Here is a 26,309-nt window from a genome sequence, read left to right as displayed (position 1 = left end):
GTTGCGCAGCAGACCAGTGTAGGCCGAAAGAGCCAGCGGGTTTAGGGGGTTGGGGGTTTGACGTTCGGGCAGGTGGCACCGTTGAACCTCGAAGCGATGCGCGCTGAGCCCTCCTGATAGATCGTCTGGGCTTTTTGGGTATCACCCGCAGCCTGGGCGGCACTGAGCTTGCCGGCAAATTTGCCGCAGGCCTCATCCAAGCTCACAGCCTGGGCGCCCAAGGGCGCCGCAAGGGCCAGCAAGCCAGCAGCAGAGAGCAGCAGGGCGAAACGCATTTCAAAAAAGATCACTGCCACCACTCTGGCGCCAGGGCCGCAGTTGTGAAGCCCCCATCTCCTGAGCGATCATGGCAACGGCTGCTCCCTTAGCTCAGCCGGATAGAGCAGCTGCCTTCTAAGCAGCCGGTCGTTGGTTCGAATCCAACAGGGGGCGTTTCAATCAGGGGCATAATTTTGCCCCACAATCCTGTCAGGGCAACGGCTTTCAGCGTGGAAGCCGCTGGCTGTCCCTGACCACCCGTGCCAAGCTCTGAGGGCAAACTGCTCACACTTCTGCTCACACCTGTGAGCAGTTTTGTCCCGTCCCGCGCATGACCCGCTCGGCGCCCACCAGAAAGCCAGATCCCGTGAGCGCGCTGCTGGCATTGCGCATGCAGGCGCGGGGGTTTCCGCGGGGATGGTCGGTGAGCCCCTATCGGGGGCGTGCCCGGCTCCGCGTGACCGCTGGTGCCGGTGATGGCAAGCAGCGACAGGTCCTGATGACATGGCCCTGGTCACCAGCCCATGCCGAAGACATTGCCGCAGACGCGGTAGCTGCGAGAGAGGCCTTCTTGGCCGGCACTCCACTGGACGACGCCCTGCAGCTCCACGTGACCAGCAAGGGAGCGGAGAAGGAGCCAAGCCGCGATGAAATTCCACCAGCAAAGGAGAGCCCCTGGGCATCAGACCCGGAGTGCCCGATCAACTGGGGAGCACTCATTGAGGCCTACCGCCAGCGCAAGATCAGCAGTGGCGAACTGAAGAGCAGCACCTGGGACAAGATCTGGCAGCCAGGCATGCGCGAGGTCCTGGCCGCGATGCACAGGCACCCGTCGCCCGGCCATTCACGCCAGCTCCTGGATGCGGTCACCGATCGCTGGTCCCAGCAGCCGGGCGCCCGAGGACGTCAGATGCGGGTTCAGCAGACAGCAGCTCTGTTGCGTTGGGGGGTGGACGGGGAGCGCCTTCCTGAGTGCTGGGCGCCGCCTCTTGATCTGAGTCCCTATGTCGGAAGAAAAAGAGCCGAGGTCAACCGCACGACCCCTATCGAGGTCGAGCACATCCTCGAGATGGTTGCAGCGATCCCTGATGCCCGCTGGCGACTGGCGTTTCAGCTGGTAGCCGCCTATGGCTTGCGTCCTGAGGAGTTGCGACACCTGGAACGTCGCGGCGATCACCTGCACTGCAGTTATCGGAAAGTGACCAGCCGCGGCTCCACCGCACCACGCAATCTCCGCCTCCTGCCCTGCGATGAGTGGGCGGCTGAATGGGATCTGCTGAACCGATTCCATCCTGGCCAGATGCCGCCACTGCGACCTGGTGAAAGTGGCGAGGCACTCGCCACGTATCTGAAACGGCGCCAGACCTGGCAGAAGCTCAGGAACCACTACACCGCCATAGGTGAGAAGTTGGTGCCCTACAGCCTGCGCCACGCCTACGCGCACCGCGCCCATGTCGTACTGGGGCTGGCCCCGAAGGTGGCCGCCACCCTGATGGGCCACAGCGTTCAGACCCATCTGGCGGCTTACAGCCGTTGGTGCGGCGACGACGTCGTCGATGCGGCCTTGGCCCAGGCCAATGTCCAGTGGAAGTCGTCCAAGGGCTGACGCACCGCCAACTTCCCAGCGCCCCCTCCACAACTCTCAAAAACGCCGCAAGGCTCCGTTCGGCAGCGGCCGTCCTTCAGCGTGCCACGGCTGTGCCGTGGCGTGCATCGGCCAGCCGCCGCCGCCCTCCGCTCCGGGGCCGGTGTGGGGTGGCGGGCTCAGCTGCTCTCCCGCGGCTGCGGTGGCCGAAGGGCTGGTCACCGGCGGTAGCCGCCATAGGGGCCCCAGCGTTTCTCTCGCAGCTGCGCGGCGGGGGCGGGTTGATTCGGCCCAGATCTGATGGTCTTGATTCTCAGCGAGCCGGGGCTCCTCTATGGAGCTCAGCTTTTCGTGGATCCATTGCATTGCAAGGGTTCTGCTGCCTCTAGAGTGCATCCGTACTGGTAGAATAAGGGTTGCGCCAAAGGCCCCAAGCCCATCGCCTGCGGCAACTTTATCCCCTGATCTCGCCATCAGAGCCGCGTATCTCTGAGCGGTTGTGATGCCCCGATCAGTTGTCACTTTTGGCAGCTGATTCCATGGCTATCTGTCATTCAATTGAGCCACGTTCGGGCTCTGCTTATTCGCTTGTGATCGCGGCTGGTGGCGGCCGCGATCTGGCCTGGCCGCATCAGCGGGTCGCCGCTGAGCTGCTCGCCCGTAGCGGCGGCCGGCTGGTGCACCTGCTGCTCCATGGCGGTGCCCGCGGCGCCGATGCCGCCATCGGCCGAGCGGCCCATCAGCTGGGCTGGTCGTCTCTGGTGATGCCGGCCCAGTGGGAGCGCCACGGCCGGGCCGCCGGGCCAATCCGCAATCGCGAGCTGCTCCAGCAGGCCATTGCCCGGGCGGAGGCTCACACCTCCCCTGGCTCGATGGCCTCGGTGCTGGTCGTGGCCTTCCCCGGTGGAGCAGGCACCGCCTCGCTGGTGCAGCAAGCCCGCCGTATGGCCGCCCGATCTCCGGTCCCGATCTCGGTGGCCCAGGTCAGTCCCTCGGCAGGGCTCTGGGCTGTTCCTGTCTCCGCCCGCTCCTGAAGCCTTGTGCGCCATCGGCGCTCCGTTCTGTTTCCGATCCGTTCATTCCCCCACACCCTCATGGCTGTTCTCACCTCTATTCCCGCCTCCGCTGCTGTCGTTGCGTCAGGAGCGGAGGCGGCAGGTCTGGCCTGCTCACTCCAGCGATCTGGCTCTCTCTGGCAGCTGGGCATCGAGGCCCAGGAGCTCACCACCGTCATCGGCCAGCTGGCCGAGCAGCTGGAAACCGATGACCCCGAACAGCGGGCTTCAGCTCTGGCTGAGCTGGAGGCGGCACTGCTTGCAGAAGAGGGCAACAAGGCCGCCCTGGCCGATAAGGCCGATGCCACCTGCTGGGTGATCGAGCATCTGCGCGGTCAGGCGACCTACCGCCAGCAGCAGGCCAAGCGGCTCACCGATCTGGCCCGCTCTGATGCCAGTCGGGCCGATGCCCTGGAGGAATCGCTGGTGTTTGTCATCACCCAGCTGCAGCCAGCCGCTACCCGCTTCTCCTTCCCCAATCACGAGCTCAGCAGCCGCAGGTCATCGGCTGTCGTGATCGACGACGAACAGGCCCTCGATTCCGAGTGGCTCACCGTCACCACCACCAGCAAGCCCGATAAGGCGGCCATCAAAGAGGCCCTCAATGCCGGCCGCCAGATCACCGGCGCCCAGCTTCTATCCCGCCGCTCCTGGCGCATCCACTGAGGGGGCAGAGCCCCCTTTCACGTGGGTCCGTTTCAGGCGCGGGCCCACACCCCTTCCACCCAAATCCCTTCTCACATCGCAGCATTTCCATGGCCACCGCTGTCTTCTCCCCTGAACAGATCGCTGCCCTTTCCGCTCCACTCGATCGCGCCAAGGTCCAGACCCGCAGCCAGGCCGGGCGGTCCCTGGCCTACCTGGAGGGTTGGCAAGCCATCGCCGAAGCCAACCGCATCTTTGGCTTCGACGGCTGGCAGCGCGAAACCATCGCCGTGCAGTGCGTCTCTGAACGCGAACGCACCCTGGGCAGCGGCAACCGCGCAGGCTGGGGTGTCACCTACACCGCCCGGGTGCGCATCCGCGTCGGCGATGTCATCCGCGAGGGCAGCGGCGCTGGCCACGGCATCGACGCCGACCTGGGCCAGGCCCACGAGTCCGCCCTCAAGGAGGCCGAAACCGATGCCATGAAGCGGGCACTGATGACCTTCGGCAATCCCTTTGGGCTGGCGCTCTACGACAAGCAGCAGCGGGAGGTCACCAGCTCAACTGCTCCCACACCAGTCCGTCACGCACCGGCGCCTCAGCGCAACAGCACCGCGGTCGAGTCCATGGCGGAGGTAGGCCTGGAGCCCCTTGATCCAGCCACCGTCCAGCAGATCCTGGCCACCGTCCGTGGCCTGCCCCGTCCTGCTCTGGAAGGGTTCACCAAGGCGTTCCGCAAACGCTTTCAGGTGCCGGACGATGCGGCTTCGATTGCCGATCGGATCTGCCAGCGACGCCACCACGACTGGATCGAAGCGTTTCTGGTTTCGCACCGATCGGTGCACCCTGCGGGCCAACGCCAGGCGCTGGCGGCCTGAGCATCAGCGCTGCAGCAGCCAGCGCAGCAGCGACAGGCCGATGATCAGCCCGATGCCGGTGTTCCAAAGCCAGGACGGGCGCTCGGCCAACCGCTGCAGCCAGGCCGGCAGCTGATCACGCCACTGCTCCAGGGCCAGCACCGCCAGCAGCAGCACCAGCAGGGGGATGCCAATGGCCAGCACGAGTTCGCGGAGCATCGACACGCCTCCTTTGCCTGAACCGTACCTAGGTCGATGGGCCGTGGCCGCCATTCCGAGTTGCGCGTGCTAGTACAGATGTACGCGTCTGGAATGGGTCATGGGTATCCCCTTGCCTCGGCCTGCGGCCCTGGCCGCCCGGCTTGAAATCCCTATCGAGGAGTGGCATTACCTCGATGAGGCCGTGCTGCTCAAGACCCGCAGCCGCAAGGTCTGCATGACCTGCCACTGGTTCAGGCATCACGCCGGGGTGAACTGCATCCCCGTGCTCACATGCCAGCTGCACCAAGGGCTGATCGCCCACGGCGAGAACCTCACCAGCCGCTGCCAGGGCTGGACTGACGACATGACGCTCAGCCGCGGCTGGGCGCCGGAGGTGGTGTGAGCGGCCGATGAATGTCACGGACAGGACCGGCCGGCCGCCGCTCTCCCCGCAGGAGGGCTGGATCAGTGATGGCCGTCAGGTCCTGCATTTCCAGCCGCGCCGCTACGACCGCTGGAGCCAGTCACTGGAGGTGACGCTCGGGGAGGTGATGCCAAACGGCGCGCCGCCCCTCCTCAAGCGGCGCAAGGAGCTCAGCCGCCAGCAGGCGATCAAGCTCTGGTCCGAAAGGCGTCAGCAGGGGTGGCGGGCCTGTGCACCCCAGTGGGATCCGCCACCACCACCTCGGGCATGAGGAGGAGCAGCCCAAACCACCCACGCTGCTCCTCTCTGCAGCCCAGGGCAATGCGTGCAATGGCCGATTGTGCGGGGCTGCTGGCGGAGCGAATCTGGTTCCATCAACCCAGGGAGGAGCCACCGATGGCTGACAACCCACCTCAGCACGCGTAGAAGCAACGCTGACTGCAGGCCCCTGCTCCAACAGTCTTCCCCCATCCGTGGGCGGGTCGTCAGTTCAGACACCAAATGTTTGCCTGAACCGTCGACACTCCATCCGCACCGCTTCAGGTGCCCACCGGAGAACCAACTGCCTCACACCTGGAATGCTCGGCCCCAGGTGCCAATGCCAGCAGGTTCAACACCCGCCACCAAAACCCCCGGGCCCCCAGCTCGGGGGTTTTGGTTGGCTGGAGGTCATCTGCTCAGATGAGGGCAAATGGAAGCAGGAACTACGTCACAGAGGCGGTCTCGTTGCTCAGGCGTGTGTCAACGGAAAGATCAGAATCCCGAGCACCGCCGCAGCCGCCACCACCAGTGGTTCGGGTAGCTTCCGACCGAAGAACCACAGGCTGAACAGCGCTGTGATGGCGATCAACACGGTTGGTAGATCCTGTAGGGACTGACGCGCCAGCACGATCACGGCCCCCGTAATGGCTCCGGTTGCAGCAGCGGTGACGCCTTTGACAAACGCCGCAATTGCCGGATTTTTGCCGTGCTTACGGAAATACGGCGCTGGGATAACGGTCAGGAGGTAGCAAGGGAGAAACATGGCGAGGGATGCCACGCAGGCACCGGAAAACCCTGCCACCAGAAATCCGATGAATCCTGTTGTAATGACGACAGGGCCCGGTGTGATCATTGCCACCGCAACAGCATCCAGAAACTGTTGCGTATCCAGCCATTGAAAGTTCTTGACCACCCCGCCATAAAGGAACGGGATGATCGCCAAGCCACTACCAAAGACAAATGCGCCGGCCGTGGCAAAAAACCAGAAGATCTTGCTTAGCAGTCCAGCGGTGGCCACGGGCACAGCGGCAAGAATCGGTAGCAGGGGCAGTGCACTGAGGCCGTGCAATTTATTTCTATTCCATAGCTGGCTTGGCGGTGTACGCAAAAACCAGATCAGTGCACCACCGGCCAGAATGAACTCAATGCGCTCTGATTCGCTGATCACAGTAGAAGCTGCATTAACGATGTAGACCGCCCAGAGCCACCAGTCACGTCCGATGGTTTTGTTCGTGAGCTTGTAGGCGCTGATGGCGATGATGCCGATCACGGCGGCACCGACTCCATAGAAAGCGCCCTGCATCCAGCTCAGCCCGCCGTAGCTGGTGTAGGCCCAACCCAGGGCAACCACCATCAGAAAGGAGGGCAGAACAAATGCCAGCCCCACCAGTGCTGAACCCAGCAAGCCGTAATGGATGTAGCCCATATAAAATGACAACTGCGCTGCCAAGGGGCCTGGTGCCACCTGCGCGAGGGTCAGGCCTTCCTGGTAGCCGTCCTCGCTGATCCAGCCTCGGTCTTCCACGAGATCGCGGTGCATGTAGCCCACCAGCGCAATCGGTCCGCCAAATCCCGTCGTTCCGAGTAGGAGGAAATAACGGATCAGGTCAGCCAGCGAGTAGTGCGGTGCTCCGGGAGCCTGGTTCGCGTTGATCTCTGCTGCCATGGAAGTGTGATGTTGCAGAAACTTGAGAGGGACTGGACTTGATCAGGCGCAGCAGCGCCGAACGGGTCTCACACGCTCAGTGCTGATGGCGGTGATGGGCGTCGCTCACATGGGGGTGACCATGCTCGAGCGCCTGGTGGCCGTGCTCATGGGCATGCCAGAAGGGGCGATCAGCGGGGAAGCCCTCCAGATCGGCCGGGGCATGGTCGTGCTGGTGATGGGGATCGCCATCACGGGGATCGTGGCGGTGGCGATGGGCATGACGCAGCCGCTCGTGGCGATGCCAGTGGCTGTGTTGCTCGCGCAGCAGCAGCACCACGCCAGCGGCCATCAGCACCGCGGCGATCAGCACGGGCCAGGTGAGCGGATCCCGCAGCACCACCAGAGCAAACAGCACCCCCACGAACGGTGCGGTGGAGAACAGCACGGCCTCGCGGGCCGCCCCCAGATCGCGCAGGGCCAGCAGATCCAGCCAGATCGAGATGCCGTAGCCCAGGGCGCCGATGCCGAGCAGAGTCAGGCTCACCGGCAGGGGCGGAAAGGCCTGGCCCAGCAGCAGGGCCAGAGCCAACATCGGCAAGCACGCTCCAGCGGCCTTGGCGGTGGCGATCTGGATCGGATCGCGCAGGCTGAGGCGCTGGCTAAGGTTGTTGTCGATGCCCCAGGCCAGGGTGGCCAGGGCGATCAGGGCGCAGCCGATGGCCGTGGCACCACGGAGCGATCCCTGCGACAACACCACCGCGCCAGCGATGGTGAGCAGCGCCGAAACCAGGCCACGCCGCCCCAGATGCTCGCGCCCCACCAGCACGGCGATCGCCAAGGTGAACACCGCCTCCAGGTTGAGCAGCAGCGAGCTGGCGGTGGCCGGCAAGCGGGCCAGACCCAGCACGAGCGCGACTGGACCCACCACGCCACCCAGCAAGGTGAGCGCGGCGAGGGCCGGCCAGTCTTCACGGCGGATTGGGGTTTCCGCCTGGGTCCCTCGAACCAACCGAACTGCCAGCAAGGCCATGGTGGCGCCGGCGTAGAGCAGGCCCGCGATGCTCAGGGCCGAGCCCGAGCCGGTGAGGGTGCTGATCAGCGGCGCGCTGCAGCCGAACAGCACGGCGGCACCGAGGCCGGCTAACTGCCCTGGACGCTCTGTTCTCATGCTTCAGAGATAGCCCTGGGCAGCAACCAGCGGCCGAAACGGGCGTAGAGCGCAGGGAGAACCAACAGGGTCAGCAGGGTGGAGGTAATCAGACCACCCAGCACCACGATCGCCAGGGGCTGCAGGATCTCGTTTCCGGCCCCAAAGGCCAAAGCCAGGGGCAGCGTGCCGAGGGCAGAGGTGAGGGCCGTCATCAGGATCGCATTGAGGCGTTGCAGGCTGCCAGCGCGGATCACCTCCTTGAGCTCCATGCCTTCCGCATGGCGGCGGTTGTAGTTATCCACCAGCAGCAGGCCATTGCGGACCGCCACCCCGAACAGGGTGATGAAGCCGATCAGGGAGGCCACCGAGAGAACCCCTCCGGTGAGCAGGATGGCCACCAGACCCCCGACAAGAGCCAGCGGCAGATTGATCAGGATCGCGAGCGTGGCCGGTAGTGATTTCACGGCCACGAACATCAACACGGCGATCACCACCATGGCCAAGAGGCTGTAGAGCAGCAGGTTGGTGGTGGCCCGTTCCTCCGACTCAAACTGGCCGCCGTAGCGAATCAAATAGCCGCTTGGCAGTTTGATCTTGCTGTCGATGGTGTTCTGAATGTCGGCCACAACCGTGCCCAGCGGCCGGCCGCTGACGTTGGTGGACACCACGATTAACCGCGACACGTCTTCACGGTTGACCACATTGGCGCCCAGGCCATAGTCGATGCGGGCCAGGCTTCCCAGCGGCAGCATGGTGCCGGCGGGGGTGGCGATTGGTAGCGCTCGCAGGGCATCAAGACTGTTGCGGGAGTCTTCGGGGAGCATCACCACCACATCGGTGCGGTCGGTGCCGTCGCTCACCACCTGGCCCACCGTCTTGCCATTGAGGGCGATCTCCACCGCATCGGCGAGCTGCTGCATCGTTAGCCCGTTGGCCGTGGCGGCCTGGCGATCGAAGGCGATCTGCACCTGCTGGATCGGCAACTGGGGTTCGAGCTGCAGATCCACCACCCCCTGGATCGGCTCGATCGCATCGCGCACCTGCTCGCCGATCCTGCGCAGCTCCGCCAGATCGGGGCCGTAGACCTTGATGGCGATCGCACTGCGGACCCCTGAGAGCACCTCATCCATGCGGTGGGAGATGAAACCGCCGATGTTCGGGGCCACCCCGGGCAGCTTCAGGAAGGCGTTGCGTAGTTCGGCAATGGCAGCAGGGCGATCCTTCATCGCCTCGTCGCTCAATTCCACATCCACATGGGCCAGGTTCACGCCTGCTCCATCGGCATCACCAGGGGCCCTGCCGGTTCGCACCTGCACCCACTCGAACAAAGGGCTGGCCTTGAGGGTCTTGGAGAGAGCCAGGCCGGCGCGGTTGGTCATCTCCAAGGACACTCCGGGATAGAGCACCATCGAGTTCACCAAAGATTTCTCACGGAACTCCGGTAGAAACACCCGCCCGAGGCTCGGCAAGATGGCACAGGCCACCACAACGAATGCCAGAGCAGCGGCCAGAACGCGCCTGGGCGACAACAGCGAGAACTCCAGCAAGGGCCTGTAGGCCCGCTCGGCCCAAGTGGCCACCCAGGTGTTCTCGGCCGGAAGGCGTGTATTTGCCAGCAGGATGGCGCAGAGCGCTGGTGTGAGCGTCAGTGCCACCAGGCTGGAGGCCGCGATCGAGAACAGGTAGGCCAGCCCCATGGGCGCAAAGATCCGCCCTTCCACTCCCGAGAGGCTGAAGATCGGGGCGAACACCACCACGATGATCACGGAGGACAGGAGCACCGGCTGGCGTACTTCCACGGAGGTTTCGAACACCACCTGCAGGGGATTCCTGGGCTGGGCGGCCACCTGGTTGCGGCGCAGCCCCGAGTAGCAGTTCTCCATGTCGACGATGGCGTCGTCAACCACCGAGCCGATCGCCACCACCAGACCACCGAGGGTCATGGTGTTGATCTCCAGCCCGAAGGCGCGCATCAACATCAGCCCGATCACGAGCGACAGGGGGATGGCGCTGAGGGTGATCACGGCGGTGCGCCAGTTCATTAGAAACAGCACCATCACCACGGATACGATCAGGATCCCTTCGATCAAGGAAGTGCTGACGTTCTTGATCGCGGTGTCAATGAAATTGGCCTGCCGGAAGGTGCGCTTCACCTGAATGTCAGCCGGCAGAGTCTTGCTGAGGGCGGCGATCCGCTCCTCCACCTCACGGGTCACCCTTGGCGTGTCGATGTCTGGCTGTTTGTTGATCATCAGCACCACTGCCGGCTTGCCGTTGAAGCTGCCATCACCGCGCTTCAGGGCACTGGCCAGCCGCACCTCGGCGACATCACCGATCCGCAGCGCCTGGCCTTGGCTGTTGGTCACCACAGAACCAGCGAGATCCTCACTACTGCCCGCCTGGCCGCTGGCGCGGATCAGCTTCTCCTGCCCGCCGGCGATCAGAAAACCGCCCGGGGCATTGGCACTGGCGGCCGTTGCCGCCTCGGCCACAGCCTGCAACGACACCTGGCGGGCCTGAAGTCGCTGAGAATCGATCTGGATCTGCTGCTGGGCCTCCTCACCGCCATACAGGGTCACCTGGGAGACACCGGGAACTTCCAGGATCTGGTTGTTGAAGGTGGTGGCGACGATCCGGCGCAGCTCCATCGGCGTCGTGGGGCCGCCGCCCTCCAGGGTGAAGGCGTACTGCAGGATCGTGCCCAGGGGAGACACGAGGGGTGAGATGGCCGGGGAGCTGGCTTGGGCAGGCAGCTCCGCCTCGATCTGTTGCAGGCGTTCCGCCACCGATTGCCGCGCCCGATTGATGTCGGCGTTCTGATCGAAAACCACCTGCACCATCGAGAGCCCCACCTTTGAGGAGGAGCGCACCGTTTCCACTCCCGGCAGGCCATTGACGGCCGATTCAATCGGCACGGTGATGCGCTGTTCCACCTCTTCCGGTGCCAGACCATCGGCTGTGGTCTGCACATCCACCTGGGGAGGGGCGAACTGGGGGAACACATCTAGGGGCATCCGGCTGAGGATCGACAGGCCCCAGAGAGTGATCAGCACGGCGGCCACAACCACCAGCCAGCGCCTGGCGATCGAGGTCCGCAGCGTCTGATTGAGCAGGCGTTCCAGCATGAGAAAGGGTTGGGAGGCGGAGAGAGAGCAAGGGTCGGGGGTTAGTTCTTCTTGCCCAGCCGGGAGACCACAACCCCAGCACCAAGGACGATCACCACAGCACCGGCCCCGATCACCAGGCGGTTGAGGCCTCCGGCGGCCGTTGGCGTGGCTTGGGTCGCAGAGGCGTCAGAGGATGCAGCAGGGGCAGCCGCACTAGCTGCGCCGGCGCTCTGGCTCTTCTTCGATTCGGCGTAGAGCGAGAGGGCCCCCTGGGTCACCACCTCGTCTCCAGGCGCGATGCTGCCGTCGGTGATGGCGATCTCATCGCCTTGGCTGGCTCCGGTATGGAGGAACACCGGGTCGTAGGTGGTGCCGCTTTTCACGAAGGCCAGGGGCTTGCCATCCGCATCCACCACCGCAGCGACCGGAATGACAACCACGCCGCCGGCTTCCGTGGCAGGAGCGGTGGTGATCCCCAGCATGGAATCGATCTCGGCGCTGGCCTTCACCTGGCGCACGTTCCCCTGCTGCTGAAACTCATCGCCATGACCCACGTGGGCCATGGCCGGGCTGAACCCACCCAGGGCCAGAGTTCCGAGGCTGAGGCCGCCGGCCAGAAGAAGGGCGCGCATGCTGCTGCTGCCGCAAGGGCAGAACAAGAACCCGCAGAGGATGCCGCAGTAGGAATGAAAAACAGGTGAAATCGCCTGTGCCCACTAGCATCCGCCGGTCTCAGCTTCCACCTGATGCCGCTGCGGATCCTGCTGGTGGAAGACGAGCAGGAGCTGGCCGGCGCCGTGCAGACCGTGCTGCAGCACCAGGGCCACGTGGTGGACCATTGCAGCGATGGGCTGGAGGGCTGGACGCTGCTCAGCGGTGAGCTGGCCCGCTATGAGCTAGCGATCGTGGACTGGATGCTGCCGGGGCTGAGCGGCCCTGAGCTCTGCCGCCGCGCCCGCGCCGCCGGTCTCGACTTGCCCGTGCTGTTGCTCACGGCCCGGGCCGAGACGGCCGATCGGGTGGAGGGGCTCGATGCCGGCGCCGATGACTACCTGAGCAAACCCTTCGCGATGGAGGAACTGCTGGCGCGGGTGCGGGCCCTGCAACGCCGCCAGCCCAGGTACCGCGAGCCCGTGTTGGAGGTGGGGCCCTACCGGTTCGATCCCCAGTCCGGCCAGCTGCAGGTCAGCTCGTCCGATGGTGTGGTGACGATCCCTCTGGCTGGTAAGGAGCAGCAGCTGATGGCCTATTTCCTGGAGCACCCTGAGCGGATCATCCCCGGCTCGCAACTGCGTAACCAGCTCTGGGATCTGCATCAGGATCCGGTGAGCAATGTGGTGGCTGCCCAAGTGCGGCTGCTGCGTCGAAAACTGGCGGCCCATGGCCTGGCCTCCCCGATCGAAACGGTGCCGAGCCGCGGCTATCGCTTCCTGGCCCGGCTCCCTGACGAGCCATGAGCCCCAACCGCTCACCGGCTCCGGCACTGCTGTGGCGAGCTCGGCTGCGCCTGGCTGCCCTCTCGCTGCTGGTGATGGGCGGGATTCTGTACGGCGCCGGTTTCGCCATGGCGCGCCTGCTGCTGCAGGAGCGGGAAGCCGCCCTGCGCCGCGAACTGCAGACCGTTGCCGGCACCCTGCACGACAGCCTCAAACCCAGCTTGCCGCCAGTGGCCGTGCCGTCTGCGGCATTGGCGGCGGTGCTCCCGGGCCTGTGTCTGGTGGGTCAGGCCTGTCCGGCCGCTGATGCCCTGATCGAGCGCCATGCCATCAGCGCCGCCGATCCGGCCCGTTTCCAGCTGCGGATCTTCAATGCCCGCGGCCAGCTGCTGGCCGCCTCGCCTGGCGCCCTAGGGCCTGCCCGGCCGGAGCCGGTGTGGCTAGAGCAGCGTTTGCCTGGGGGTGAGCGGTTGTTGAGCTACGCAATCCATCTGCACCAGGCCCATGGCAGCGGTGAGCAGGACTGGGGCACCCTGCAGATCAGCCGCAGCCTGGCACCCCTTGATGCTGAGGCCAGCCGGCTTTGGTGGCTGGGCCACGGCGTGTTCGCTCTGGCGATGGCAGGAATGGCCCTGGCCAGCTGGTGGCTGGCGGGCCTGGCGATGGCGCCCCTGCTGGAGGCTTACCGCCGGCAGGAGCAGTTCAGTGCCGATGTCGCCCATGAGCTGCGCACGCCGCTGGCCAACCTCCTGGCCCTGCTCGAAGCGGAACGCAACGGCGGGGGGGGCCTGGATCAAATGCTGAACCAGGGACGCCGGTTGCAGCAGCTGATCGCCGATCTGCTGCTGCTCGCCAGCCTGGAGCGACCCGCCCACGGCAGCCACAGGCAACTCTGCAACCTCGCGGAGATCTGCGCGGACGTACTGGAGGACTTCAGCGAAGCGGCCGCCGCGGCGACGGTGACCCTGCAAGCGGCGATCGAGGTGGGCGACGCCACCGTTCTGGGGTTGGATTCGGAATTGAGCCGCCTGCTGATCAATCTGCTCAGCAATGCCCTGCAGCACAGCCCGGCTGGCGGCACGGTCCTGGTAGGTCTGCAGCGCCGCGGCCGGGAGATCCAGTTGTCCGTGCAGGACAGCGGCGCTGGTATCCCAGTGGAGGACCAGGGGCGCATCTTTGAGCGGTTCCATCGCCTCGATCCCGCCCGTAGCCGTCAGCAGGGGGGCACCGGCCTGGGATTGGCGATCGCCCAGGCCATCGCCCGACGCCATGGCGGGGTCATCCGTGTGGAGTCGACACCGGGACACGGCGCGACGTTTTCCCTGCGGCTTTCTGCTGAAAAGCGTTTGCCCTGATCCGGTGCAGCCTTTTTAACCCGAATGGAGCTCTGCGGCTCCACCCAGCACCCCCTCCAGCCCCCGTGGAAGCTCGGTCTCGCCAGCGGCCCTGTGTCCCTTGTGCTGCATCGAACCTTCCTGCCGCCCAATCCGGCCAGGCTGGAATCAGCAGCTCAACGGAGGTGCCGATGGCCCGGTGTCTGAATCGTTGCGGCGTAGGGAGGGGGCGTTCGTTGAAAGGCATCGCTCCAGCGGCAGCGGCCTTGCTGGTTCTGGCAAGCTCCGTTCAGGCGGGCCCAAGCGCCCCTAGCGCTGAGGCCGGCACCGCGGCTCCGACCACCGCGATGCCCCCTGGTAGTGGCCGGAGTGGCATGCCGATGGGCCAGCGTTCCGCCGATGCCCATTTCATCGTGATGATGATTCCCCACCACGAGGGAGCCATCGCCATGGCGGAGCTGGCCCTGCAGCGCTCCAGGCGACCGGAGATCCGGGGCCTTGCGGAGAGGATCCGCACCAGTCAGAGCCAGGAGAATGCCCAGATGCGCCGCTGGTATCGCCAGTGGTACGGCAGCGACGTGCCCACCTGGCCGGGTCAGGGGATGGGCATGAGGGGCGGCATGGGAATGGGCGGTATGGGCATGGGAATGCCCGGCTTCTCCACCAGCCTCGATTCCCTCCGCACGGCTCCCGACTTCGATCGGGCCTTTCTCGAGCAAATGATTGCCCACCACCGCATGGGCGTGATGATGGCTTCCCATGCCCAGTGGGGCACCGTCCATCCCGAGCTGCGGGAGCTGGAAGCGGCGATGGTGCGGGTGCAGAGCGAGGAGATCGAACAGATGGCCCGCTGGTATCAGCAGTGGTTCGGCACGGCGAACCACTGAAAGCGCCAGGGGTTGTCCCAGTCCGCCCCGGTCAGGTGGCAAACGCCCAGCTCAGCGGTCGGCGGCGACCAGCACGGGGGTGGGAGCAACCGGCGTACGGCCCCCACAGACTTCCCAGCTGTTGAGCAGGGCAAACAGCTCAGATTGCAGGCTTTGCATCGCTGTGATCTTCTCGCCAATTTCACCGGCCTTGCTGCGGATCCGCGCCTTCAGGTCGCTGCAGGTGCAGACGCCCGAGCGCCGCGCCTCGAGGATCTGCCGGACATCCGTCAGCGGGAGCTCCATGGCCCGCAGGGTGCGGATCAGGGCCAGTTCCGAGAACACCCCGTCATCGAAGAGCCGGTAGCCGCCCTCGCTGCGGCTGATCGGCTGGATCAGCCCTTCATCGCAGTAGAAGCGGATGGTCTTGACCGTCAGGCCCGAGCGGCGGGCTACAGCGCCGATTTTGTCGAGCTCCCCGGGCAGAAGGCTCCCTGGATGTCGCGCAGCCACTTGACTCTCCCCTAGCTGGAGGTTGCAGGCTAAATGCTGGATGCTGCCCCAGCTGTTTTCATGCGACTCGCCCCCGTCTCCACTGCCCTGCTGGGCCTGCTTGGGGCTACAGCTCCGACCCTGGCCCAGATGGATCCCCATCACGGCCACCATCAACACCATCAGATGGGTATTCCGGCTCCCGCGCCGGGATCAGCGCCGGCTGTCGCACCCATGGACCACAGCGCCCACAACCACGATGTCGGCCCCGCCGGAGCCACCTACGACCTGCGCTGGCTCGACGCGATGGTGCAGCACCACACCGGCGCCCTACGCATGAGTGAGTTTGTGTTTGACATCGGCGTGCCCGGCGTGGGCTCGCTGGGGAAGGAGATCTGGCGGGATCAGGCCCAGGAGATCAAGGCGATGGGGCAATGGCGTAAGGCCTGGTACCCCGAGGCACCCGTCTATCCCGTGGCCTTGAAGACCGGTGGCGATCCCAACAGCATGGAAAGCCTGGAGCGCATGGGCGCTGCCCAGATTCAGGCGATGCAGATGACGGGCTCCACACCAAGAAAGGACAACCGCGTCACCTGGTTTCTAGAAGGAATGATCGCCCACCACGGCGGTGCGCTGGTGATGGCCCACGATGCGCTCAAGAAGAGCAGTAACCCCACCATTCAGCGCCTGGCGCGGCAGATCATCGTCGCCCAACGCCGCGAGATTCTTGAGTTGCGTCGCATGCTCAGGCATGACGGACTCGACAAGCCTGAGTACTACCAGTTCGACGCACTTTTCTCGTTCTGATTACCACCCGCATCTTGTCAATCATCTACAAATGATCTACCTGTTCTCACACGTGTGTATCCATTGGATCCGCAAGCAACCTCTCGCTGTAGGTGCCTTAGCACTGCTGTCTGTTCTGCAGCTGCCAGGCCAGGCCCTGGCCCACGCCAAGGGCATGTACAAGACCCAGGCCGAGGCGGAGCAGCGTGCCAAGGAGCTGGGCTGCAAGGGCACGCATCAGAACAATGGGCTGTGGATGCCCTGCGGCGGTGAGGCGATGCTGCACAAGGAACTGAGGCAAGAGTGAGGCCGATGCCGCGAGCCCTCAGCGCCCGGTTCCGTCGGGCCCATCGCGTCGTGGTTCCGCTGGCCGCCGCGCCGTTGCTGCTAACGGCGGCCAGTGGCTCCCTCTACAGCCTGCTTCTGGAGCGGGGGATCGATGCCTTCTGGTTGCTCAAGATCCACACCGGCAAGTTCGGCCCCATCAATCTTCAGCCTTACTACTCGCTGTTACTCGGCGGCCTCACCCTTGTGGTGATCGCCTCCGGGCTGGCCATGCTCCTCTCCAGCGGCCGGGCACGCACCTGAGCCCCCTCAGCCGCCTGCGAGCATCACGGCTCCCATGGCGGCCATGATCAGGTTCTCGGCGAAACTCACCACGCCGAGGGGTGTCTTGGAGTTGCCGCCCACGCAGGCGCAGTTGAGCGCCAGGTGATCGATGAACACGGCCTTGCCCACCGACACCATGCCCATGGCACCGAGCAGAACCGCCACGGCTCCCACCAGCAGCGATGCGGTGTTGACCAGGGGATGCATCAGTACACCGAGCCCCACCAGCAGCTCGATGCCTGGGTAGAGCTGTCCCCAGGGACGCCAGCGCTGGCTGAGCAGGTCGTACTTACGGAAGCTGGCCGCGAAGGCCTCCACATCCATCAGCTTGAGCATGGCCAGCAGGCAGATGGCGAACCCCATGAAGCCGCTGACCCCAGCGCTCAGCACCAGAGCCATGAGAGCTGCAGTGCCGAACACCACCACCACCGGCGTATAGAAGATCTCGGCCGTTTCCGGCCTTACCCCCAGCCGTGCGGCCAGCTCGGTGTACCCGCCGATCCGCTCCTGCCCTGCGAACACCTGGGGCGTGGTCGCCACCCCATGGGCCGCCTTGAAGGCGTCCACCTCTTCGCTGCTAGTGAGGCGATGGTCCTCAAAGGGAATGTGCTGCTCCTGCAGCAGATGAAGGGCCCGCAGACCCCAGGGGCAGGGGTGATCCGGAAGATCCATCCGGTAGAGGCGGACAGCCTCAAGGGTCGCGGCATCCATGGGCAGCCAGGGAGAACGGGATCCCTTCAGCCTGAGTGCTCCAGTCACTGGAGAGTCAAGGGCGGTTGTCCGGGTCGCGTGAGGGTCCGCGGCTGGAGATCAGCCGGAGGCACGGCTCCAGGCGCACGCTTTGGCCTAGGGGGAACGCCGTATCGCGCTCAACCTGGGCAATGCGCTCAAGTTCTGGAACGAGAAACACCAGCAGGGCTGGAAAGGTTTTCCCCAACAGCGGGCTCTCCCCAGTGAACGGCAACCGCGGGGCGGCTCTGAGGCCAGCAGCATGGGGAAAACAGCGAGCCCGCCATGCTCCCCAACCCGTTCTGCCCACTCACCACCGCGAAGGTTCTCGCCCTCAAGGCAACTGTGCTGGTGCTCCTCACCCTGCTGATCAAGGCCAGGATTCAGGTCGCGGCAGGTTCGGCCCTGGGGATCTTCCTACTGCTGCTCCAGACCCTGGTGTTCCTGGCCATCAGCGGTGGCGTCGTGCTGGCGGCTGGTGGAGCAGCGGTCTATGCCACGCAGCGGCGCCGGCCGGCCGCAGCCTGAGCTCGAGCCATGGCCGTTGAAGTCGCCCTGGCCATGCTGCAGCGGGATGGTCGCTGGCTGATGCAGCTGCGCGACGAGATCCCCAACATCGTCGCCCCCGGTTGCTGGGGACTCTTTGGCGGGCACCTCGATCCAGGCGAAACGCCGGAGCAGGCACTGCGGCGGGAGCTCCTGGAGGAGATCAGCTGGCAGCCCCTCGCTGTGGAGCTGGTGATGGTGCATCACATCCACCGGCGCACGGCCCATGTGTATCGAGGTGAGCTGTCCGTGTCGCTGGAGCAGCTGCAGCTGCTGGAGGGCCAGGACCTGGGCCTGGTGAGCCCGGAGGAACTCCTGTCGGGATCGATCTGGAGCACCAAGCTCGCCGCCCATCGCCCCCTGGCCGATGGACTGCTGGAGGTGATGCAGCACGTACTCCAAGAAGAGGGCTGACCACAACAAAGCCTGGAGCGTTGGACCTGCCCTTGTCAGGTCAGGAGAGCCAGCCACGCCCAGCGGCCAGGCTTGAGGCTTGCTGCACCGCCGCGATGCAGCGCTGGGCCCGGCGTTTGGCATCGTCCTGCCCCTGGGCTCGTAGCAGGTAGGCCTCCATCGCCTCAGGCGTCTCGACCAGGGTCAGCAGGCCAGCCGTTCGCACCGAGAGGGAGCCATCAGCAAGCAGTCGGCTCACCAGGGCGTGCTGCCAGAGCTGCTCCCCGGTGGAACTGAGAGCGAACAGCTCTCTGTGCAGAACCTCAAGCAGCGACTGCTTGAGGGCATCGAGCTGACCGGGCCGCAGCCGCCGGCTGTTGGGCAGGCCCGCTGCAGAGCCAGCTGGGGGTGCGGCAGGGCGATCGGGCGTGTGCTCCACGCTCCAGCTCAAGCCGGTGCCCGGCAGCCCCACGGTGGTACGGGCCCCGCCGCTGCGGCTCACCGGGATGTTGAAGGAGGCTCCGCGCCCGCCAACGGAGATCGAGCTGAGGCCCCCCTTGGCGTAGCCGTAGGCCCGCGAAGCGGTAGTTGAAGCGCAGAGGCCCCAGGCGTGCGGAGCGGCGGAAGCGGAAGCCCATGGCGATCAGCGGCTCTTGACGCAGTAGCTGCCGGAGCTGAACCAGCCCAGCGGGCAGGAGTTGCCGCTCTTTTGGATCGCCTCGCGCTCGTTGCTCGGGCTGCTGAGGCAGTAGTTGCCCGAGGAATAGAAGCCCAGCGGGCAGCTGTTGCCGCTCTTTTCGATCGCCCCGCGGGTGTTGCCGCTGCTGCTGGGCACGCAGTAACTGCCAGAGCTGTAGTAGCCCAATGGGCACCCTCCCACTTTCGGGAGGGGCCTCACCGGTTGCTGGGCCAGACCGCTGCCGGCTGCAAGAGCCGCGACAGCAAGGGCGATCAGCAGGGGAGTGCGGCCCATCGCAGACATAGACAGAGCCCCAGATTGGCGTGAATCACCCCTGTCCACCCAGGCGATGCAGGAGCTGCATGGAAACGGCGCCGGTGCAAACTCCGGCGATGGTCAGGTGGTTTCTGCTGGGTGTCGCGCTCTGGGCGTCCGTGGTCTGGCCGGCTGAGGTCCAGGGCCAAAGCGTCAGGGCCACCGTGCTTTCCATCGGCGACGGCGACACGATTCGTGTGCGCCAAGCCGGCCGGGCTCTGACCGTGCGGCTCGCCTGCATCGATGCCCCCGAGACGGCCCAGAGTCCGTGGGGCCAGCAGGCCCGGCGCTACCTACAGCAACGGCTGCCGATCGGCCGTGAGGTGACCCTCGAGGTCAAGACCACCGACCGCTACGGCCGCACGGTGGCCGAGGTGATCAGTGACATCAACCTCAATCTGGTGATGGTGGAAGACGGCCAGGCCTTTGCTTACCGGCAGTACCTGGGTGGCTGCAACGCCAAGAAGTATCTGGATGCCGAGGTCCGGACCAGCCGGCATCGCTATGGGGTGTGGCAGGTGGAAGGCGGCATCACCCGACCGTGGGATTTCCGCCGGAGCCCACGGGGCCGCAGCATCTCCGATGGCACCACTCCCGGTGGGCGGCGTTACCGCTGCAGCGAGATCGGCTCCTACGACCGTGCCCAGGAGTTGCTGCGCCAGGGGCACAGCTATCTCGATGGCAACGGTGATGGCGAGGCGTGTGATTCGTTGCGCTGACTGGGTTTCAGCTGGTACGGGAACAGGCACTCCAGTGGGCCACCGCCAGCTGAAAAGGGGCGTACGTTGAAGTTGAGGGAAGGGATGGGAGCCAACCCGGCCTTCACCTCCAACAGAGTCCGGCCAGGGATCACCCGAGCCGGTGCGCACAACGGAGGTGCGCCAACGATGCGACACACACAAGGTGAACGTGGTGACGCGGCGCGAGCGTCATCCCGTAGCCGCAGAGAGCGATACGCCAGTTCTGTTCCTCGCGTGTTGACACCCCGGGCTGCATAACCCGGGTCGGGATCACAACCGAGACGGTCAAGCCTTGAGCATCTCGTCCCCCAGACGTGATCTCCTTTCCTTCCCTGCCAGGCCCCTGACAGGGCATGCGTGAACCACAGACACCCGACCGGCAGCCCTTGGTGTGAGTAGGTGACCGCCGCAACCGGTGCTAAGGCGCCCCCTACGGGGCGCCTTCCTGTTGGCGAGACAATCACCCGTGCAGCGCACCTGATCTCTGACTCCCGCTCCATCGCCACTGCAGATCCGTCTCTTGGGGCCGGCCGACTGGCCGGCGGTGTGGGCGCTGCTGGAGCCGGTGTTCCGCGCTGGTGAAACCTTCCCCCACGACCCGGCGATCAGCGAAGCCGAGGCCCTGCAGGCCTGGGTGGAGCAGAGCCAGGCGGTGATGGTGGCGGTGGATGCCACTGGCGCGCTGGTGGGCACCTATTACCTGAGGCCCAACTCCCTCGCTCTCGGCGCCCATGTAGCGAACGCGGGCTATGTGGTGGCCGAGCACTGCCGCCGGCGGGGGATCGGCAGCCGCCTTTGCCAGCACTCGCTCCAGGCGGCGCGGCGGTTGGGGTTCCGGGCGATGCAGTTCAACCTGGTGGTGAGCACCAACACCGCCGGCATCCGCTGCTGGCAGCGCAATGGCTTTCAGGTGGTCGGCACGTTGCCGGGGGCGTTCCGCCACCGGCAGCTGGGTTACGTCGATGCGCTGGTGATGGTCCAGGGCCTGATGGAGGTGCCCAAGCCATGAAGGTGGTGCCGCTGCGGCTGCATCCGGGCGACGACCTGCGCCGGGCCCTGGAAGCCTGGATGGGCGAGCAGCAGGCGCAGGCGGGGTGTGTGATCAGCGCCGTCGGCAGCCTGTCGGTAGCCCAGTTGCGCCTGGCCGGAGCATCTGAGACCACGACGATCTGCGGCGAGCTGGAGATCATCAGCCTCTCCGGCACCCTCTCGCCCGATGGCGCCCATCTGCACATTGCGATCGCAGACAGCAGCGGTGCCGTCATCGGCGGGCACCTCGGCCTCAGCTCACTGGTGAGTACCACCGCCGAGCTGGTGATTGGCCTTCTGCCGGAGTGGCGGTTCCAACGGGAGCTGGATCCAGTCACTGGCTACGCCGAACTGCGGATCAGTCCTCAAGCTCCGGGCCTGCGCTGATCTCCTGGGCGCTGACGGGGGGCGCCGCTACGGGAGGTGAATCCACATGGCCGTTGGGAGCTTGAGATCCCGCGCCAGCTTGGCCACGGTGGTGGCCAGGTCCGTGAAGGCAGAGGCTGCCGATCCTGTGCTCGCAGCCGTGCTGCTCGCTGGTGGATCTTCCTCTGCAAACAGGGGGTCTGGCAGTTCGCCGGGTTCCAACGACGGCGATGAACAACAGGTTTCATCGCAGCTGTCACTGGCCTCGATGGTCTGTTCCGCCCACGGCCTGAGTTTCAAGCCGTTGGGGGTTTGCAACAGGTTCACCTCGTGGCCCTCCAACTCAGTGAGCCTGTCGAGATCGCCGAAGAACTTGCTGCAGGCCAGTGCCGTATGGGTGTTGCCGGCAGGATCGATCATCAGAGCCACGGCGTACGGGTCGCCGTAGGGCGAGGTGCGTTGGTACAGCACTTGATGCAGCAAGCAGCGGGTGGGGAGAGGCTCAGTCATGCAGGCCACCTCCGGTGTGTGCAGCGCAGGACTGGGCAGCAGCATCGGAAGCGATGCAGGCCACACCAGAACGGTGCCGGCTGGGTAGAGATGGATTGACCTGCCCCGACAGCTCTGTCAAGGGGCTGGGGTCAATTGCTGAGATGTGTCGCGAATGGCGCGCAAAAGGCGGTCGATGGGTCACCATGAAACTGCTGATAAGAACCAGCACCCTTCAAGGGGAGGCCTAGGGAGGTCAGATTCCCTGGGCCTTTTCTTTGCGAAAAGCCCGGGACTCCCCGTTTCGCCCGGCCGTGACCGGGAGTGCCGCCCCTTGCCAAGGCGCCCATCAGTTCTATCAGCACTGGTGGGGTCCTGAACCACCCGCCACCACCAGTGGTGGTGTCAATTCCCAACCAGACCCTGAAGCAAAGATTAAATGTTTGGTGGGTGGGCCTAGAATCGCGCGCTGGTGATTACTTGGCGCGAGTGTCTGAGGGCTGCGCACCACGGGCCCGTATAACGAAAAATAATCCACACTTTTAAGATCAATTGCGGCGCAACGGGTCTTGCGGTCTCCTCAGTTGTCTCACTTCTAGTAGGTGTGACAATTGCGGATCTGGCGGGTCGCGTCAATCCGGCGCCGGTTCGCGCCATTGCCGCCGGCCAGTCGCGGAATTTCGATGCAGTTCGTGCATCGTTGTCTGCAACTGCGCACCGATAGCTGCGCCATGGCCCGATTGGCGTGGTTCGGGATTCGCGCCACCTGGCAAGTGCCGGCCCTCGATCTAGCGCCAGTGGCGATGGAATTCCCGCTTCCATGAGCCTCCGTCCCCCGTGGCAGCTCAAGGGTGCCGACAAAAAAGATGCAGCTTGTGCATCGTTTCCAGACCCAGTGCCTGCGCCCTTGCTGCTCAGGCGAGGGCCTCGCTCGGGCTACAGGCGCCGCCGATGCTGGCGCCGATCGATCAGCACTGTTTCAGCATCTCTGCCTGCTGCTTGTAGGTCGCCGCCCATTGCCTCAGGCCTGGCTTGGAATCCAGATAGGCCTCCCACTGCTGATCGGTCGATTGGGTTGCCAGGTCTTGCACGGGTGGCAGCTCCAGCTTGCGGCGCAAGGCGTTGATGTGCTCAACCATGCCCTTGTAGGCGGCACTGTCTGGATTGTCGCTGAGCTTGATGGTTGAGCACCACGGCTTTTTGTTGTTCACCACCAGAAGCGGTTTCTTGAGGGTCTCCAGCTCAAGCAGCGATTGCTTGAGTCCGGCCTCGTAGAGCGGTTTGGTGGTGTCAGGTCCGCGTCTGGTGCCTGCCGTCAGACCCGTGGAAAACCGCAGCAGCTCCATCGCTGGTCTGGGGCTTTCGATGGTGGCGAAATCAAGGCTGACATCTTTGCCGAGCCGATCAATGGTCTCAACCTGAAAGCCGGTGATGGTGTAGTTCTTCACCATGAACGGGGCCGCCAGCATCATCGGCCAGAAGAACAAGGCGCCCGCGACGGCAACGCTCACGGCGCTGCTGGCGTCGGTTCCTGAGCCTGCGTTGGCCGATTTCCAGCTGATGATCTCGGCCGGCTTCAGCACCAGGCTCTCTTTGTTCTTGCCGTAATCGAAGGTGATCTCACTGCCGTCTTTGGAGAGCAGCGTCAAGCCAATCTGTTTCCCGCTGGTTGGTTCAACCGTCAGGAAGCCGGCGCGGGAGAAGGGATAGGTGGGTGGCTGCAATTCATCTGCTTTCTTCTTGGCCGCTTGGGCCTTGGCCGGGTCTTCAGCGCAGCGGGCTTCCTGCTCAGGAGTGAGTCCGCGACCCGGCGGATATTTGCAATACAGCGGCAGATCATCCGCCAGCACCGGAAGCTGGCTGCTCAACAGTGCAGCTGCGGCGAACAGGCCGAGCGGACCATGCGTTCTCTTCACGATGCAAGTGCTCCTATTGGCCACAGCTGGGCTCACGCCTTGATTTAGGCGCTGATGCGCGCCATTCAGAAGCGTCGTGATGAATGGTTGTAGCCATGCGAAATCCGCATCAAAACAAGACCTCTTGCGGTCGTATTGAGTTCAGGCGTGATTACAACAACGGCCTCTCTTGGTGCAGTCGGTTCGCAAAAGCAGTCCGCTGGGAGGGCTGGCCCGCGGCACTGGCTGGGCTTGCTGGCCCGCCATTGGCTGCGATCGCCTCCTGGCAGCGCTGCAGCAGCTCCTGTCTGAGCGCATCCGGTTGCTCGATGCGAATGCCGCCGCCAAAGGCAAACAGCCAGCTCCGCAGGTCGATGTCGGCGGCCACAGTCCAGGGCGGCAGATCCAGCTCCACCGGGTAGGGGTGGCTGGCATCCGCGGCCCCGGGCTCGAGCACGTGCGGCGCCTTGGGGTGATGCCACCAGCTGTCGCTGGACAAGGGTTTGGAGAAGCGGGTGTGCTCGATCGGGTAGCGCTGCAGGCCCTCGCGAATGAAGGCAAAGGCCCAGGGGCTGCAGCAGAAGCGCAGGGTCACCAGGGCCTGGCTGCGGCGCTGGGCTGAGCTGCTGGCCACCGCCAGCTGCTGCTCCAGATCACTGCCGAAGAAGATGCCGCCGCTGTGGTGCAGCAAGCGCTCCAGCCGGTTGATGGCGGCGGCGTGCTGTTCCTGGTTGCGGCGCAGGTCGCCATCGGCGCGGGCCATGGCGAGGCGATCGAGCCGTTCGCTGCGGATCAACCCCTGCTCGCGCCCCACCTGGTCCTCCTCAAAGAGGAGATACCAGCCCACGTTGTGAAAGATCAGCTGCAGCGGCCACACCCGCAGCTCACCGGCGGGGCTATCGGCAAAGCTGCCCACGCCGGGGTAGCGCTGCAGCAGCACGCGGCGATGTTCGAAGATCGCTGCCTCGATCGCCTCGGCGCGGCGGGGTGCGGCCAGGGAGTCGCGGCGCACCAGCTGGGTGTCGACCACCGCATGGCGGGCGTAGCTGCGCACCGGCGGTAGGCCATCGGCGCTGATGCCAGCCCAGCCCAACCGTTCATCCAGCTCACTCAACAGGTCCTGCGCCGATGGATCGGCCAGCCGTCCGGCCGCCTGCTGCACCACGTTGTGCACCTCCCGCAGCCGGGCCGGCGACAGCACCGCAGCGCCCAGGCAGTAGCCATGGCGCACGTTGTCGTTGCGGTTGCGGAAGCCGTAGGGGGTGAGGAGTTTTTCGAGGTCCTTGCGCAGGGTGGCCGTTTCGCCCGGCAGATAGGCGCCGGGGATCGTTTCTGTGGCGCTGATCAGGTGCTGATGCAGGTTGCTGCCGCGCTCGGCTGGCCGATCAAACGGCACCTGCAGCAGGTGGCGCAGCAGGGTCATCACCCGCACAAACACCGGCCCGTCGCCCATCGGCGGCAGCCCGCCATGGATGGGGCCGGTGGCACGCGGCGCAGCCGCCAGCTGAATGGGGGCTGTGCTGGGGATGGCGCTGCAGAAGCCATTGGCCTCCAGCCAGGCCAGGTCATTGCGAAGGGCGCTGGCATCGGCAAAACAGGCTCCGTGCAGCCTCCCCAGAAAAGCCGCAGCACGGTCCGCTAGATCGCCCACAGGCAAGGGCGACAGGATCGCCTCCAGCTCTTCTGCACTGGCGGGGTCGGTGGCAGCCAGATCGGGCCAGGTGCTGAGTAGCCGGATCAGGTGCAGCAGCCGCTCCAGATCCAGCAGGCGCGAGTAGCCGTGGCGCTGCAGCTTGCGCTCGCGGTTGGTGGCCGAGCGAATCCGCTGGTCGAGCCCGGCCAGTTCGGCCTGCAGCACCGCTGTCAGATCGTTGTGGTGGGTGGGCACAACGGCACAGATGGCCGCAAACCCCTCGGCCCGTGCTGGCCCGAAGTGCGGATCGGCCAGGGCGGCTGCCATCTCCTGGATCACCGGCACCGGCACGGCCCGCTCGCGCCGGCTGTTCCATTCCAACGAGGTGGGCAGATCGGTATAGAGCCACCAGCCGATCCACTCCACGGGAGCGGGTAGCGGCAGCGCCTGGGTGAGTGCCAGCCGCCAGGCGCGGCGGGCATGGGTGGCATCCACGATCACCGGGATGCCGGTGGCCACACACTCCTGGATGCGTTGGTGCAGCCGCTGCTGGATGTCCACCCACGGGCCCTGCACCGCCGCATCCCCGAAGACCTCCGCCCGGATCGCATCAGTGGAGAGCACCTGCGCCGGCGGTTCACCCGGGGCGCTGAGCAGGGGCGCCAGGGCCTTGGCCAAGGTGGTCTTGCCGCTGGCGGGCTGGCCGATCAGCAGGTGGCAGCGCAGCGCAGGCGTCATCGGCAACGGCAACTCCCACCCCACAACAGAAGCCGCATCCTCA

At 65.3% G+C, this 26,309-nt stretch carries 33 protein-coding genes and 1 tRNA gene; 20 read left to right on the top strand and 14 right to left on the bottom strand.

Annotated elements, in window-relative coordinates; translation table 11 throughout:
* Window positions 1-41 precede the first annotated feature (41 nt).
* A complete protein-coding gene (locus KBY73_RS03765; protein ID WP_254935771.1) occupies window positions 42-296 on the bottom strand; it encodes a hypothetical protein in 255 nt (84 codons plus the stop codon).
* Between the two features lie 62 nt (window positions 297-358).
* Between KBY73_RS03765 and KBY73_RS03760 the strand changes: the two genes are divergently transcribed.
* The 6 genes from KBY73_RS03760 (at window position 359) to KBY73_RS03735 (ending at window position 4,421) form a co-directional block, all read left to right on the top strand.
* Window positions 359-432, top strand: a tRNA-Arg gene (locus tag KBY73_RS03760).
* Window positions 433-625: 193 nt separating this feature from the next.
* Window positions 626-1,864 (top strand): hypothetical protein, encoded by a 1,239-nt coding sequence (locus tag KBY73_RS03755; RefSeq protein WP_254935770.1) that lies wholly within the window; start codon window positions 626-628, stop codon window positions 1,862-1,864.
* A gap of 97 nt (window positions 1,865-1,961) precedes the next feature.
* The gene (locus tag KBY73_RS03750; protein ID WP_254935769.1) at window positions 1,962-2,144 is read left to right on the top strand and encodes a hypothetical protein; all 183 of its coding nucleotides are present in this window, start codon (window positions 1,962-1,964) and stop codon (window positions 2,142-2,144) included.
* A gap of 238 nt (window positions 2,145-2,382) precedes the next feature.
* Window positions 2,383-2,877 carry a DUF2493 domain-containing protein gene (locus KBY73_RS03745; RefSeq protein ID WP_254935768.1) on the top strand — a complete coding sequence of 165 codons (495 nt, stop codon included), beginning with the start codon at window positions 2,383-2,385 and terminating at the stop codon, window positions 2,875-2,877.
* 60 nt (window positions 2,878-2,937) lie between these two features.
* Window positions 2,938-3,564 (top strand): siphovirus Gp157 family protein, encoded by a 627-nt coding sequence (locus KBY73_RS03740; protein WP_254935767.1) that lies wholly within the window; start codon window positions 2,938-2,940, stop codon window positions 3,562-3,564.
* An 89-nt stretch (window positions 3,565-3,653) separates the two neighbouring features.
* The gene (locus KBY73_RS03735) at window positions 3,654-4,421 is read left to right on the top strand and encodes an RAD52 family DNA repair protein (protein WP_254935766.1); all 768 of its coding nucleotides are present in this window, start codon (window positions 3,654-3,656) and stop codon (window positions 4,419-4,421) included.
* A 3-nt stretch (window positions 4,422-4,424) separates the two neighbouring features.
* On the opposite strand, the gene KBY73_RS03730 is transcribed toward KBY73_RS03735, so the two are convergent.
* Window positions 4,425-4,619: a hypothetical protein gene (locus KBY73_RS03730; RefSeq protein WP_254935765.1), complete on the bottom strand. Its 195-nt coding sequence runs from the start codon at window positions 4,617-4,619 to the stop codon at window positions 4,425-4,427.
* 100 nt (window positions 4,620-4,719) lie between these two features.
* Here KBY73_RS03730 and KBY73_RS03725 point away from each other — a divergent pair, with 100 nt between their 5' ends.
* Both KBY73_RS03725 and KBY73_RS03720 read left to right on the top strand, forming a co-directional pair.
* On the top strand, window positions 4,720-5,004 hold the full coding sequence (locus KBY73_RS03725) for a galactose oxidase (protein ID WP_254935764.1): 285 nt from the start codon (window positions 4,720-4,722) through the stop codon (window positions 5,002-5,004).
* 7 nt (window positions 5,005-5,011) lie between these two features.
* Window positions 5,012-5,296: a DUF1651 domain-containing protein gene (locus KBY73_RS03720; RefSeq protein ID WP_254935763.1), complete on the top strand. Its 285-nt coding sequence runs from the start codon at window positions 5,012-5,014 to the stop codon at window positions 5,294-5,296.
* A 459-nt stretch (window positions 5,297-5,755) separates the two neighbouring features.
* On the opposite strand, the gene KBY73_RS03715 is transcribed toward KBY73_RS03720, so the two are convergent.
* From KBY73_RS03715 to KBY73_RS03700, 4 genes are all read right to left on the bottom strand, one after another.
* Complete coding sequence (locus tag KBY73_RS03715) at window positions 5,756-6,952, bottom strand: chromate transporter (protein ID WP_254935762.1); 1,197 nt, start codon at window positions 6,950-6,952, stop codon at window positions 5,756-5,758.
* Window positions 6,953-7,028: 76 nt separating this feature from the next.
* Entirely contained in the window at window positions 7,029-8,102 is a 1,074-nt protein-coding gene (locus KBY73_RS03710) for a DMT family transporter (RefSeq protein ID WP_254935761.1), read from the bottom strand.
* Window positions 8,099-11,209, bottom strand: coding sequence for an efflux RND transporter permease subunit (locus KBY73_RS03705; RefSeq protein WP_254935760.1), 3,111 nt, complete (start codon window positions 11,207-11,209; stop codon window positions 8,099-8,101). Before KBY73_RS03705 ends, KBY73_RS03710 begins: the two co-directional genes overlap by 4 nt.
* Before the next feature lie 41 nt (window positions 11,210-11,250).
* Window positions 11,251-11,823, bottom strand: a complete 573-nt coding sequence (locus KBY73_RS03700) for a hypothetical protein (RefSeq protein ID WP_254935759.1) — start codon at window positions 11,821-11,823, stop codon at window positions 11,251-11,253.
* A gap of 120 nt (window positions 11,824-11,943) precedes the next feature.
* Between KBY73_RS03700 and rppA the strand changes: the two genes are divergently transcribed.
* The 3 genes from rppA (at window position 11,944) to KBY73_RS03685 (ending at window position 14,848) form a co-directional block, all read left to right on the top strand.
* The gene (rppA, locus tag KBY73_RS03695) at window positions 11,944-12,648 is read left to right on the top strand and encodes a two-component system response regulator RppA (RefSeq protein ID WP_254936197.1); all 705 of its coding nucleotides are present in this window, start codon (window positions 11,944-11,946) and stop codon (window positions 12,646-12,648) included.
* Entirely contained in the window at window positions 12,645-13,982 is a 1,338-nt protein-coding gene (locus KBY73_RS03690) for a cell wall metabolism sensor histidine kinase WalK (RefSeq protein ID WP_254935758.1), read from the top strand. Before rppA ends, KBY73_RS03690 begins: the two co-directional genes overlap by 4 nt.
* A gap of 245 nt (window positions 13,983-14,227) precedes the next feature.
* The gene (locus tag KBY73_RS03685) at window positions 14,228-14,848 is read left to right on the top strand and encodes a DUF305 domain-containing protein (protein ID WP_254935757.1); all 621 of its coding nucleotides are present in this window, start codon (window positions 14,228-14,230) and stop codon (window positions 14,846-14,848) included.
* A 51-nt stretch (window positions 14,849-14,899) separates the two neighbouring features.
* Here the strand turns inward: KBY73_RS03685 and KBY73_RS03680 are convergent, their stop codons facing one another.
* Window positions 14,900-15,340, bottom strand: coding sequence for a MerR family DNA-binding transcriptional regulator (locus tag KBY73_RS03680; protein WP_315858397.1), 441 nt, complete (start codon window positions 15,338-15,340; stop codon window positions 14,900-14,902).
* Between the two features lie 60 nt (window positions 15,341-15,400).
* On the opposite strand from KBY73_RS03680, the gene KBY73_RS03675 reads away from it, so the two are divergent.
* Genes KBY73_RS03675 through KBY73_RS03665 form a run of 3 tightly spaced genes read left to right on the top strand, consistent with a single transcriptional unit; the run spans window position 15,401 to window position 16,693 of the window.
* Window positions 15,401-16,126: a DUF305 domain-containing protein gene (locus tag KBY73_RS03675; RefSeq protein WP_254935756.1), complete on the top strand. Its 726-nt coding sequence runs from the start codon at window positions 15,401-15,403 to the stop codon at window positions 16,124-16,126.
* A 31-nt stretch (window positions 16,127-16,157) separates the two neighbouring features.
* Complete coding sequence (locus KBY73_RS03670; protein ID WP_254935755.1) at window positions 16,158-16,412, top strand: DUF3721 domain-containing protein; 255 nt, start codon at window positions 16,158-16,160, stop codon at window positions 16,410-16,412.
* Window positions 16,413-16,417: 5 nt separating this feature from the next.
* The gene (locus tag KBY73_RS03665) at window positions 16,418-16,693 is read left to right on the top strand and encodes a hypothetical protein (RefSeq protein ID WP_254935754.1); all 276 of its coding nucleotides are present in this window, start codon (window positions 16,418-16,420) and stop codon (window positions 16,691-16,693) included.
* A 6-nt stretch (window positions 16,694-16,699) separates the two neighbouring features.
* Here the strand turns inward: KBY73_RS03665 and KBY73_RS03660 are convergent, their stop codons facing one another.
* Window positions 16,700-17,425, bottom strand: coding sequence for a glutaredoxin (locus tag KBY73_RS03660; protein WP_254935753.1), 726 nt, complete (start codon window positions 17,423-17,425; stop codon window positions 16,700-16,702).
* A 55-nt stretch (window positions 17,426-17,480) separates the two neighbouring features.
* Window positions 17,481-17,624, bottom strand: coding sequence for a hypothetical protein (locus KBY73_RS03655; protein ID WP_254935752.1), 144 nt, complete (start codon window positions 17,622-17,624; stop codon window positions 17,481-17,483).
* 104 nt (window positions 17,625-17,728) lie between these two features.
* Between KBY73_RS03655 and KBY73_RS03650 the strand changes: the two genes are divergently transcribed.
* On the top strand, window positions 17,729-17,971 hold the full coding sequence (locus KBY73_RS03650) for a hypothetical protein (protein ID WP_254935751.1): 243 nt from the start codon (window positions 17,729-17,731) through the stop codon (window positions 17,969-17,971).
* A 9-nt stretch (window positions 17,972-17,980) separates the two neighbouring features.
* The gene (locus KBY73_RS03645; RefSeq protein ID WP_254935750.1) at window positions 17,981-18,403 is read left to right on the top strand and encodes an NUDIX hydrolase; all 423 of its coding nucleotides are present in this window, start codon (window positions 17,981-17,983) and stop codon (window positions 18,401-18,403) included.
* 40 nt (window positions 18,404-18,443) lie between these two features.
* Here KBY73_RS03645 and KBY73_RS03640 read toward each other — a convergent pair whose 3' ends face one another.
* Together KBY73_RS03640 and KBY73_RS03635 are read right to left on the bottom strand one after the other, a co-directional pair.
* Complete coding sequence (locus KBY73_RS03640) at window positions 18,444-18,890, bottom strand: DUF4236 domain-containing protein (protein WP_254936195.1); 447 nt, start codon at window positions 18,888-18,890, stop codon at window positions 18,444-18,446.
* A 135-nt stretch (window positions 18,891-19,025) separates the two neighbouring features.
* Window positions 19,026-19,355 carry a hypothetical protein gene (locus tag KBY73_RS03635; RefSeq protein WP_254935749.1) on the bottom strand — a complete coding sequence of 110 codons (330 nt, stop codon included), beginning with the start codon at window positions 19,353-19,355 and terminating at the stop codon, window positions 19,026-19,028.
* 140 nt (window positions 19,356-19,495) lie between these two features.
* Between KBY73_RS03635 and KBY73_RS03630 the strand changes: the two genes are divergently transcribed.
* The 3 genes from KBY73_RS03630 (at window position 19,496) to KBY73_RS03620 (ending at window position 21,532) form a co-directional block, all read left to right on the top strand.
* Window positions 19,496-20,095 carry a thermonuclease family protein gene (locus tag KBY73_RS03630; RefSeq protein WP_254935748.1) on the top strand — a complete coding sequence of 200 codons (600 nt, stop codon included), beginning with the start codon at window positions 19,496-19,498 and terminating at the stop codon, window positions 20,093-20,095.
* 505 nt (window positions 20,096-20,600) lie between these two features.
* On the top strand, window positions 20,601-21,125 hold the full coding sequence (locus KBY73_RS03625) for a GNAT family N-acetyltransferase (protein ID WP_396096683.1): 525 nt from the start codon (window positions 20,601-20,603) through the stop codon (window positions 21,123-21,125).
* Window positions 21,122-21,532 carry a PPC domain-containing DNA-binding protein gene (locus KBY73_RS03620; protein WP_254935746.1) on the top strand — a complete coding sequence of 137 codons (411 nt, stop codon included), beginning with the start codon at window positions 21,122-21,124 and terminating at the stop codon, window positions 21,530-21,532. The genes KBY73_RS03625 and KBY73_RS03620 overlap by 4 nt, the downstream gene beginning before the upstream one ends.
* Before the next feature lie 27 nt (window positions 21,533-21,559).
* Here the strand turns inward: KBY73_RS03620 and KBY73_RS03615 are convergent, their stop codons facing one another.
* Window positions 21,560-22,066: a hypothetical protein gene (locus KBY73_RS03615; protein WP_254935745.1), complete on the bottom strand. Its 507-nt coding sequence runs from the start codon at window positions 22,064-22,066 to the stop codon at window positions 21,560-21,562.
* Window positions 22,067-22,683: 617 nt separating this feature from the next.
* Between KBY73_RS03615 and KBY73_RS03610 the strand changes: the two genes are divergently transcribed.
* Window positions 22,684-22,824: a hypothetical protein gene (locus KBY73_RS03610; protein WP_254935744.1), complete on the top strand. Its 141-nt coding sequence runs from the start codon at window positions 22,684-22,686 to the stop codon at window positions 22,822-22,824.
* Between the two features lie 144 nt (window positions 22,825-22,968).
* Here KBY73_RS03610 and KBY73_RS03605 read toward each other — a convergent pair whose 3' ends face one another.
* Window positions 22,969-23,868: a hypothetical protein gene (locus KBY73_RS03605; RefSeq protein WP_254935743.1), complete on the bottom strand. Its 900-nt coding sequence runs from the start codon at window positions 23,866-23,868 to the stop codon at window positions 22,969-22,971.
* Window positions 23,869-24,067: 199 nt separating this feature from the next.
* Window positions 24,068-26,266, bottom strand: a complete 2,199-nt coding sequence (locus tag KBY73_RS03600; RefSeq protein ID WP_254935742.1) for an AAA family ATPase — start codon at window positions 26,264-26,266, stop codon at window positions 24,068-24,070.
* Between the last annotated feature and the right edge of the window lie 43 nt (window positions 26,267-26,309).

Origin of the sequence: Cyanobium sp. Tous-M-B4 (assembly GCF_024345395.1) — a bacterium.
In the GTDB taxonomy this organism is placed as follows: domain Bacteria; phylum Cyanobacteriota; class Cyanobacteriia; order PCC-6307; family Cyanobiaceae; genus Cyanobium_A.
The sequence above is the reverse complement of the archived record's forward strand: the minus strand, read 5'-3'. Positions and strand labels throughout refer to the sequence as shown.

Coding starts and splice junctions, on each gene's coding strand:
- KBY73_RS03745 (WP_254935768.1), top strand. CDS start 2,383: ATGGCTATCTGTCATTCAATTGAGCCACGTTCGGGCTCTGCTTATTCG.
- KBY73_RS03740 (WP_254935767.1), top strand. CDS start 2,938: ATGGCTGTTCTCACCTCTATTCCCGCCTCCGCTGCTGTCGTTGCGTCA.
- KBY73_RS03735 (WP_254935766.1), top strand. CDS start 3,654: ATGGCCACCGCTGTCTTCTCCCCTGAACAGATCGCTGCCCTTTCCGCT.
- KBY73_RS03730 (WP_254935765.1), bottom strand. CDS start 4,619: ATGCTCCGCGAACTCGTGCTGGCCATTGGCATCCCCCTGCTGGTGCTG.
- KBY73_RS03725 (WP_254935764.1), top strand. CDS start 4,720: ATGGGTATCCCCTTGCCTCGGCCTGCGGCCCTGGCCGCCCGGCTTGAA.
- KBY73_RS03720 (WP_254935763.1), top strand. CDS start 5,012: ATGAATGTCACGGACAGGACCGGCCGGCCGCCGCTCTCCCCGCAGGAG.
- KBY73_RS03715 (WP_254935762.1), bottom strand. CDS start 6,952: ATGGCAGCAGAGATCAACGCGAACCAGGCTCCCGGAGCACCGCACTAC.
- KBY73_RS03710 (WP_254935761.1), bottom strand. CDS start 8,102: ATGAGAACAGAGCGTCCAGGGCAGTTAGCCGGCCTCGGTGCCGCCGTG.
- KBY73_RS03705 (WP_254935760.1), bottom strand. CDS start 11,209: ATGCTGGAACGCCTGCTCAATCAGACGCTGCGGACCTCGATCGCCAGG.
- KBY73_RS03700 (WP_254935759.1), bottom strand. CDS start 11,823: ATGCGCGCCCTTCTTCTGGCCGGCGGCCTCAGCCTCGGAACTCTGGCC.
- KBY73_RS03690 (WP_254935758.1), top strand. CDS start 12,645: ATGAGCCCCAACCGCTCACCGGCTCCGGCACTGCTGTGGCGAGCTCGG.
- KBY73_RS03675 (WP_254935756.1), top strand. CDS start 15,401: ATGCGACTCGCCCCCGTCTCCACTGCCCTGCTGGGCCTGCTTGGGGCT.
- KBY73_RS03670 (WP_254935755.1), top strand. CDS start 16,158: ATGATCTACCTGTTCTCACACGTGTGTATCCATTGGATCCGCAAGCAA.
- KBY73_RS03665 (WP_254935754.1), top strand. CDS start 16,418: ATGCCGCGAGCCCTCAGCGCCCGGTTCCGTCGGGCCCATCGCGTCGTG.
- KBY73_RS03660 (WP_254935753.1), bottom strand. CDS start 17,425: ATGGATGCCGCGACCCTTGAGGCTGTCCGCCTCTACCGGATGGATCTT.
- KBY73_RS03650 (WP_254935751.1), top strand. CDS start 17,729: ATGCTCCCCAACCCGTTCTGCCCACTCACCACCGCGAAGGTTCTCGCC.
- KBY73_RS03645 (WP_254935750.1), top strand. CDS start 17,981: ATGGCCGTTGAAGTCGCCCTGGCCATGCTGCAGCGGGATGGTCGCTGG.
- KBY73_RS03635 (WP_254935749.1), bottom strand. CDS start 19,355: ATGGGCCGCACTCCCCTGCTGATCGCCCTTGCTGTCGCGGCTCTTGCA.
- KBY73_RS03620 (WP_254935746.1), top strand. CDS start 21,122: ATGAAGGTGGTGCCGCTGCGGCTGCATCCGGGCGACGACCTGCGCCGG.
- KBY73_RS03615 (WP_254935745.1), bottom strand. CDS start 22,066: ATGCTGCTGCCCAGTCCTGCGCTGCACACACCGGAGGTGGCCTGCATG.
- KBY73_RS03610 (WP_254935744.1), top strand. CDS start 22,684: ATGCAGTTCGTGCATCGTTGTCTGCAACTGCGCACCGATAGCTGCGCC.
- KBY73_RS03600 (WP_254935742.1), bottom strand. CDS start 26,266: ATGACGCCTGCGCTGCGCTGCCACCTGCTGATCGGCCAGCCCGCCAGC.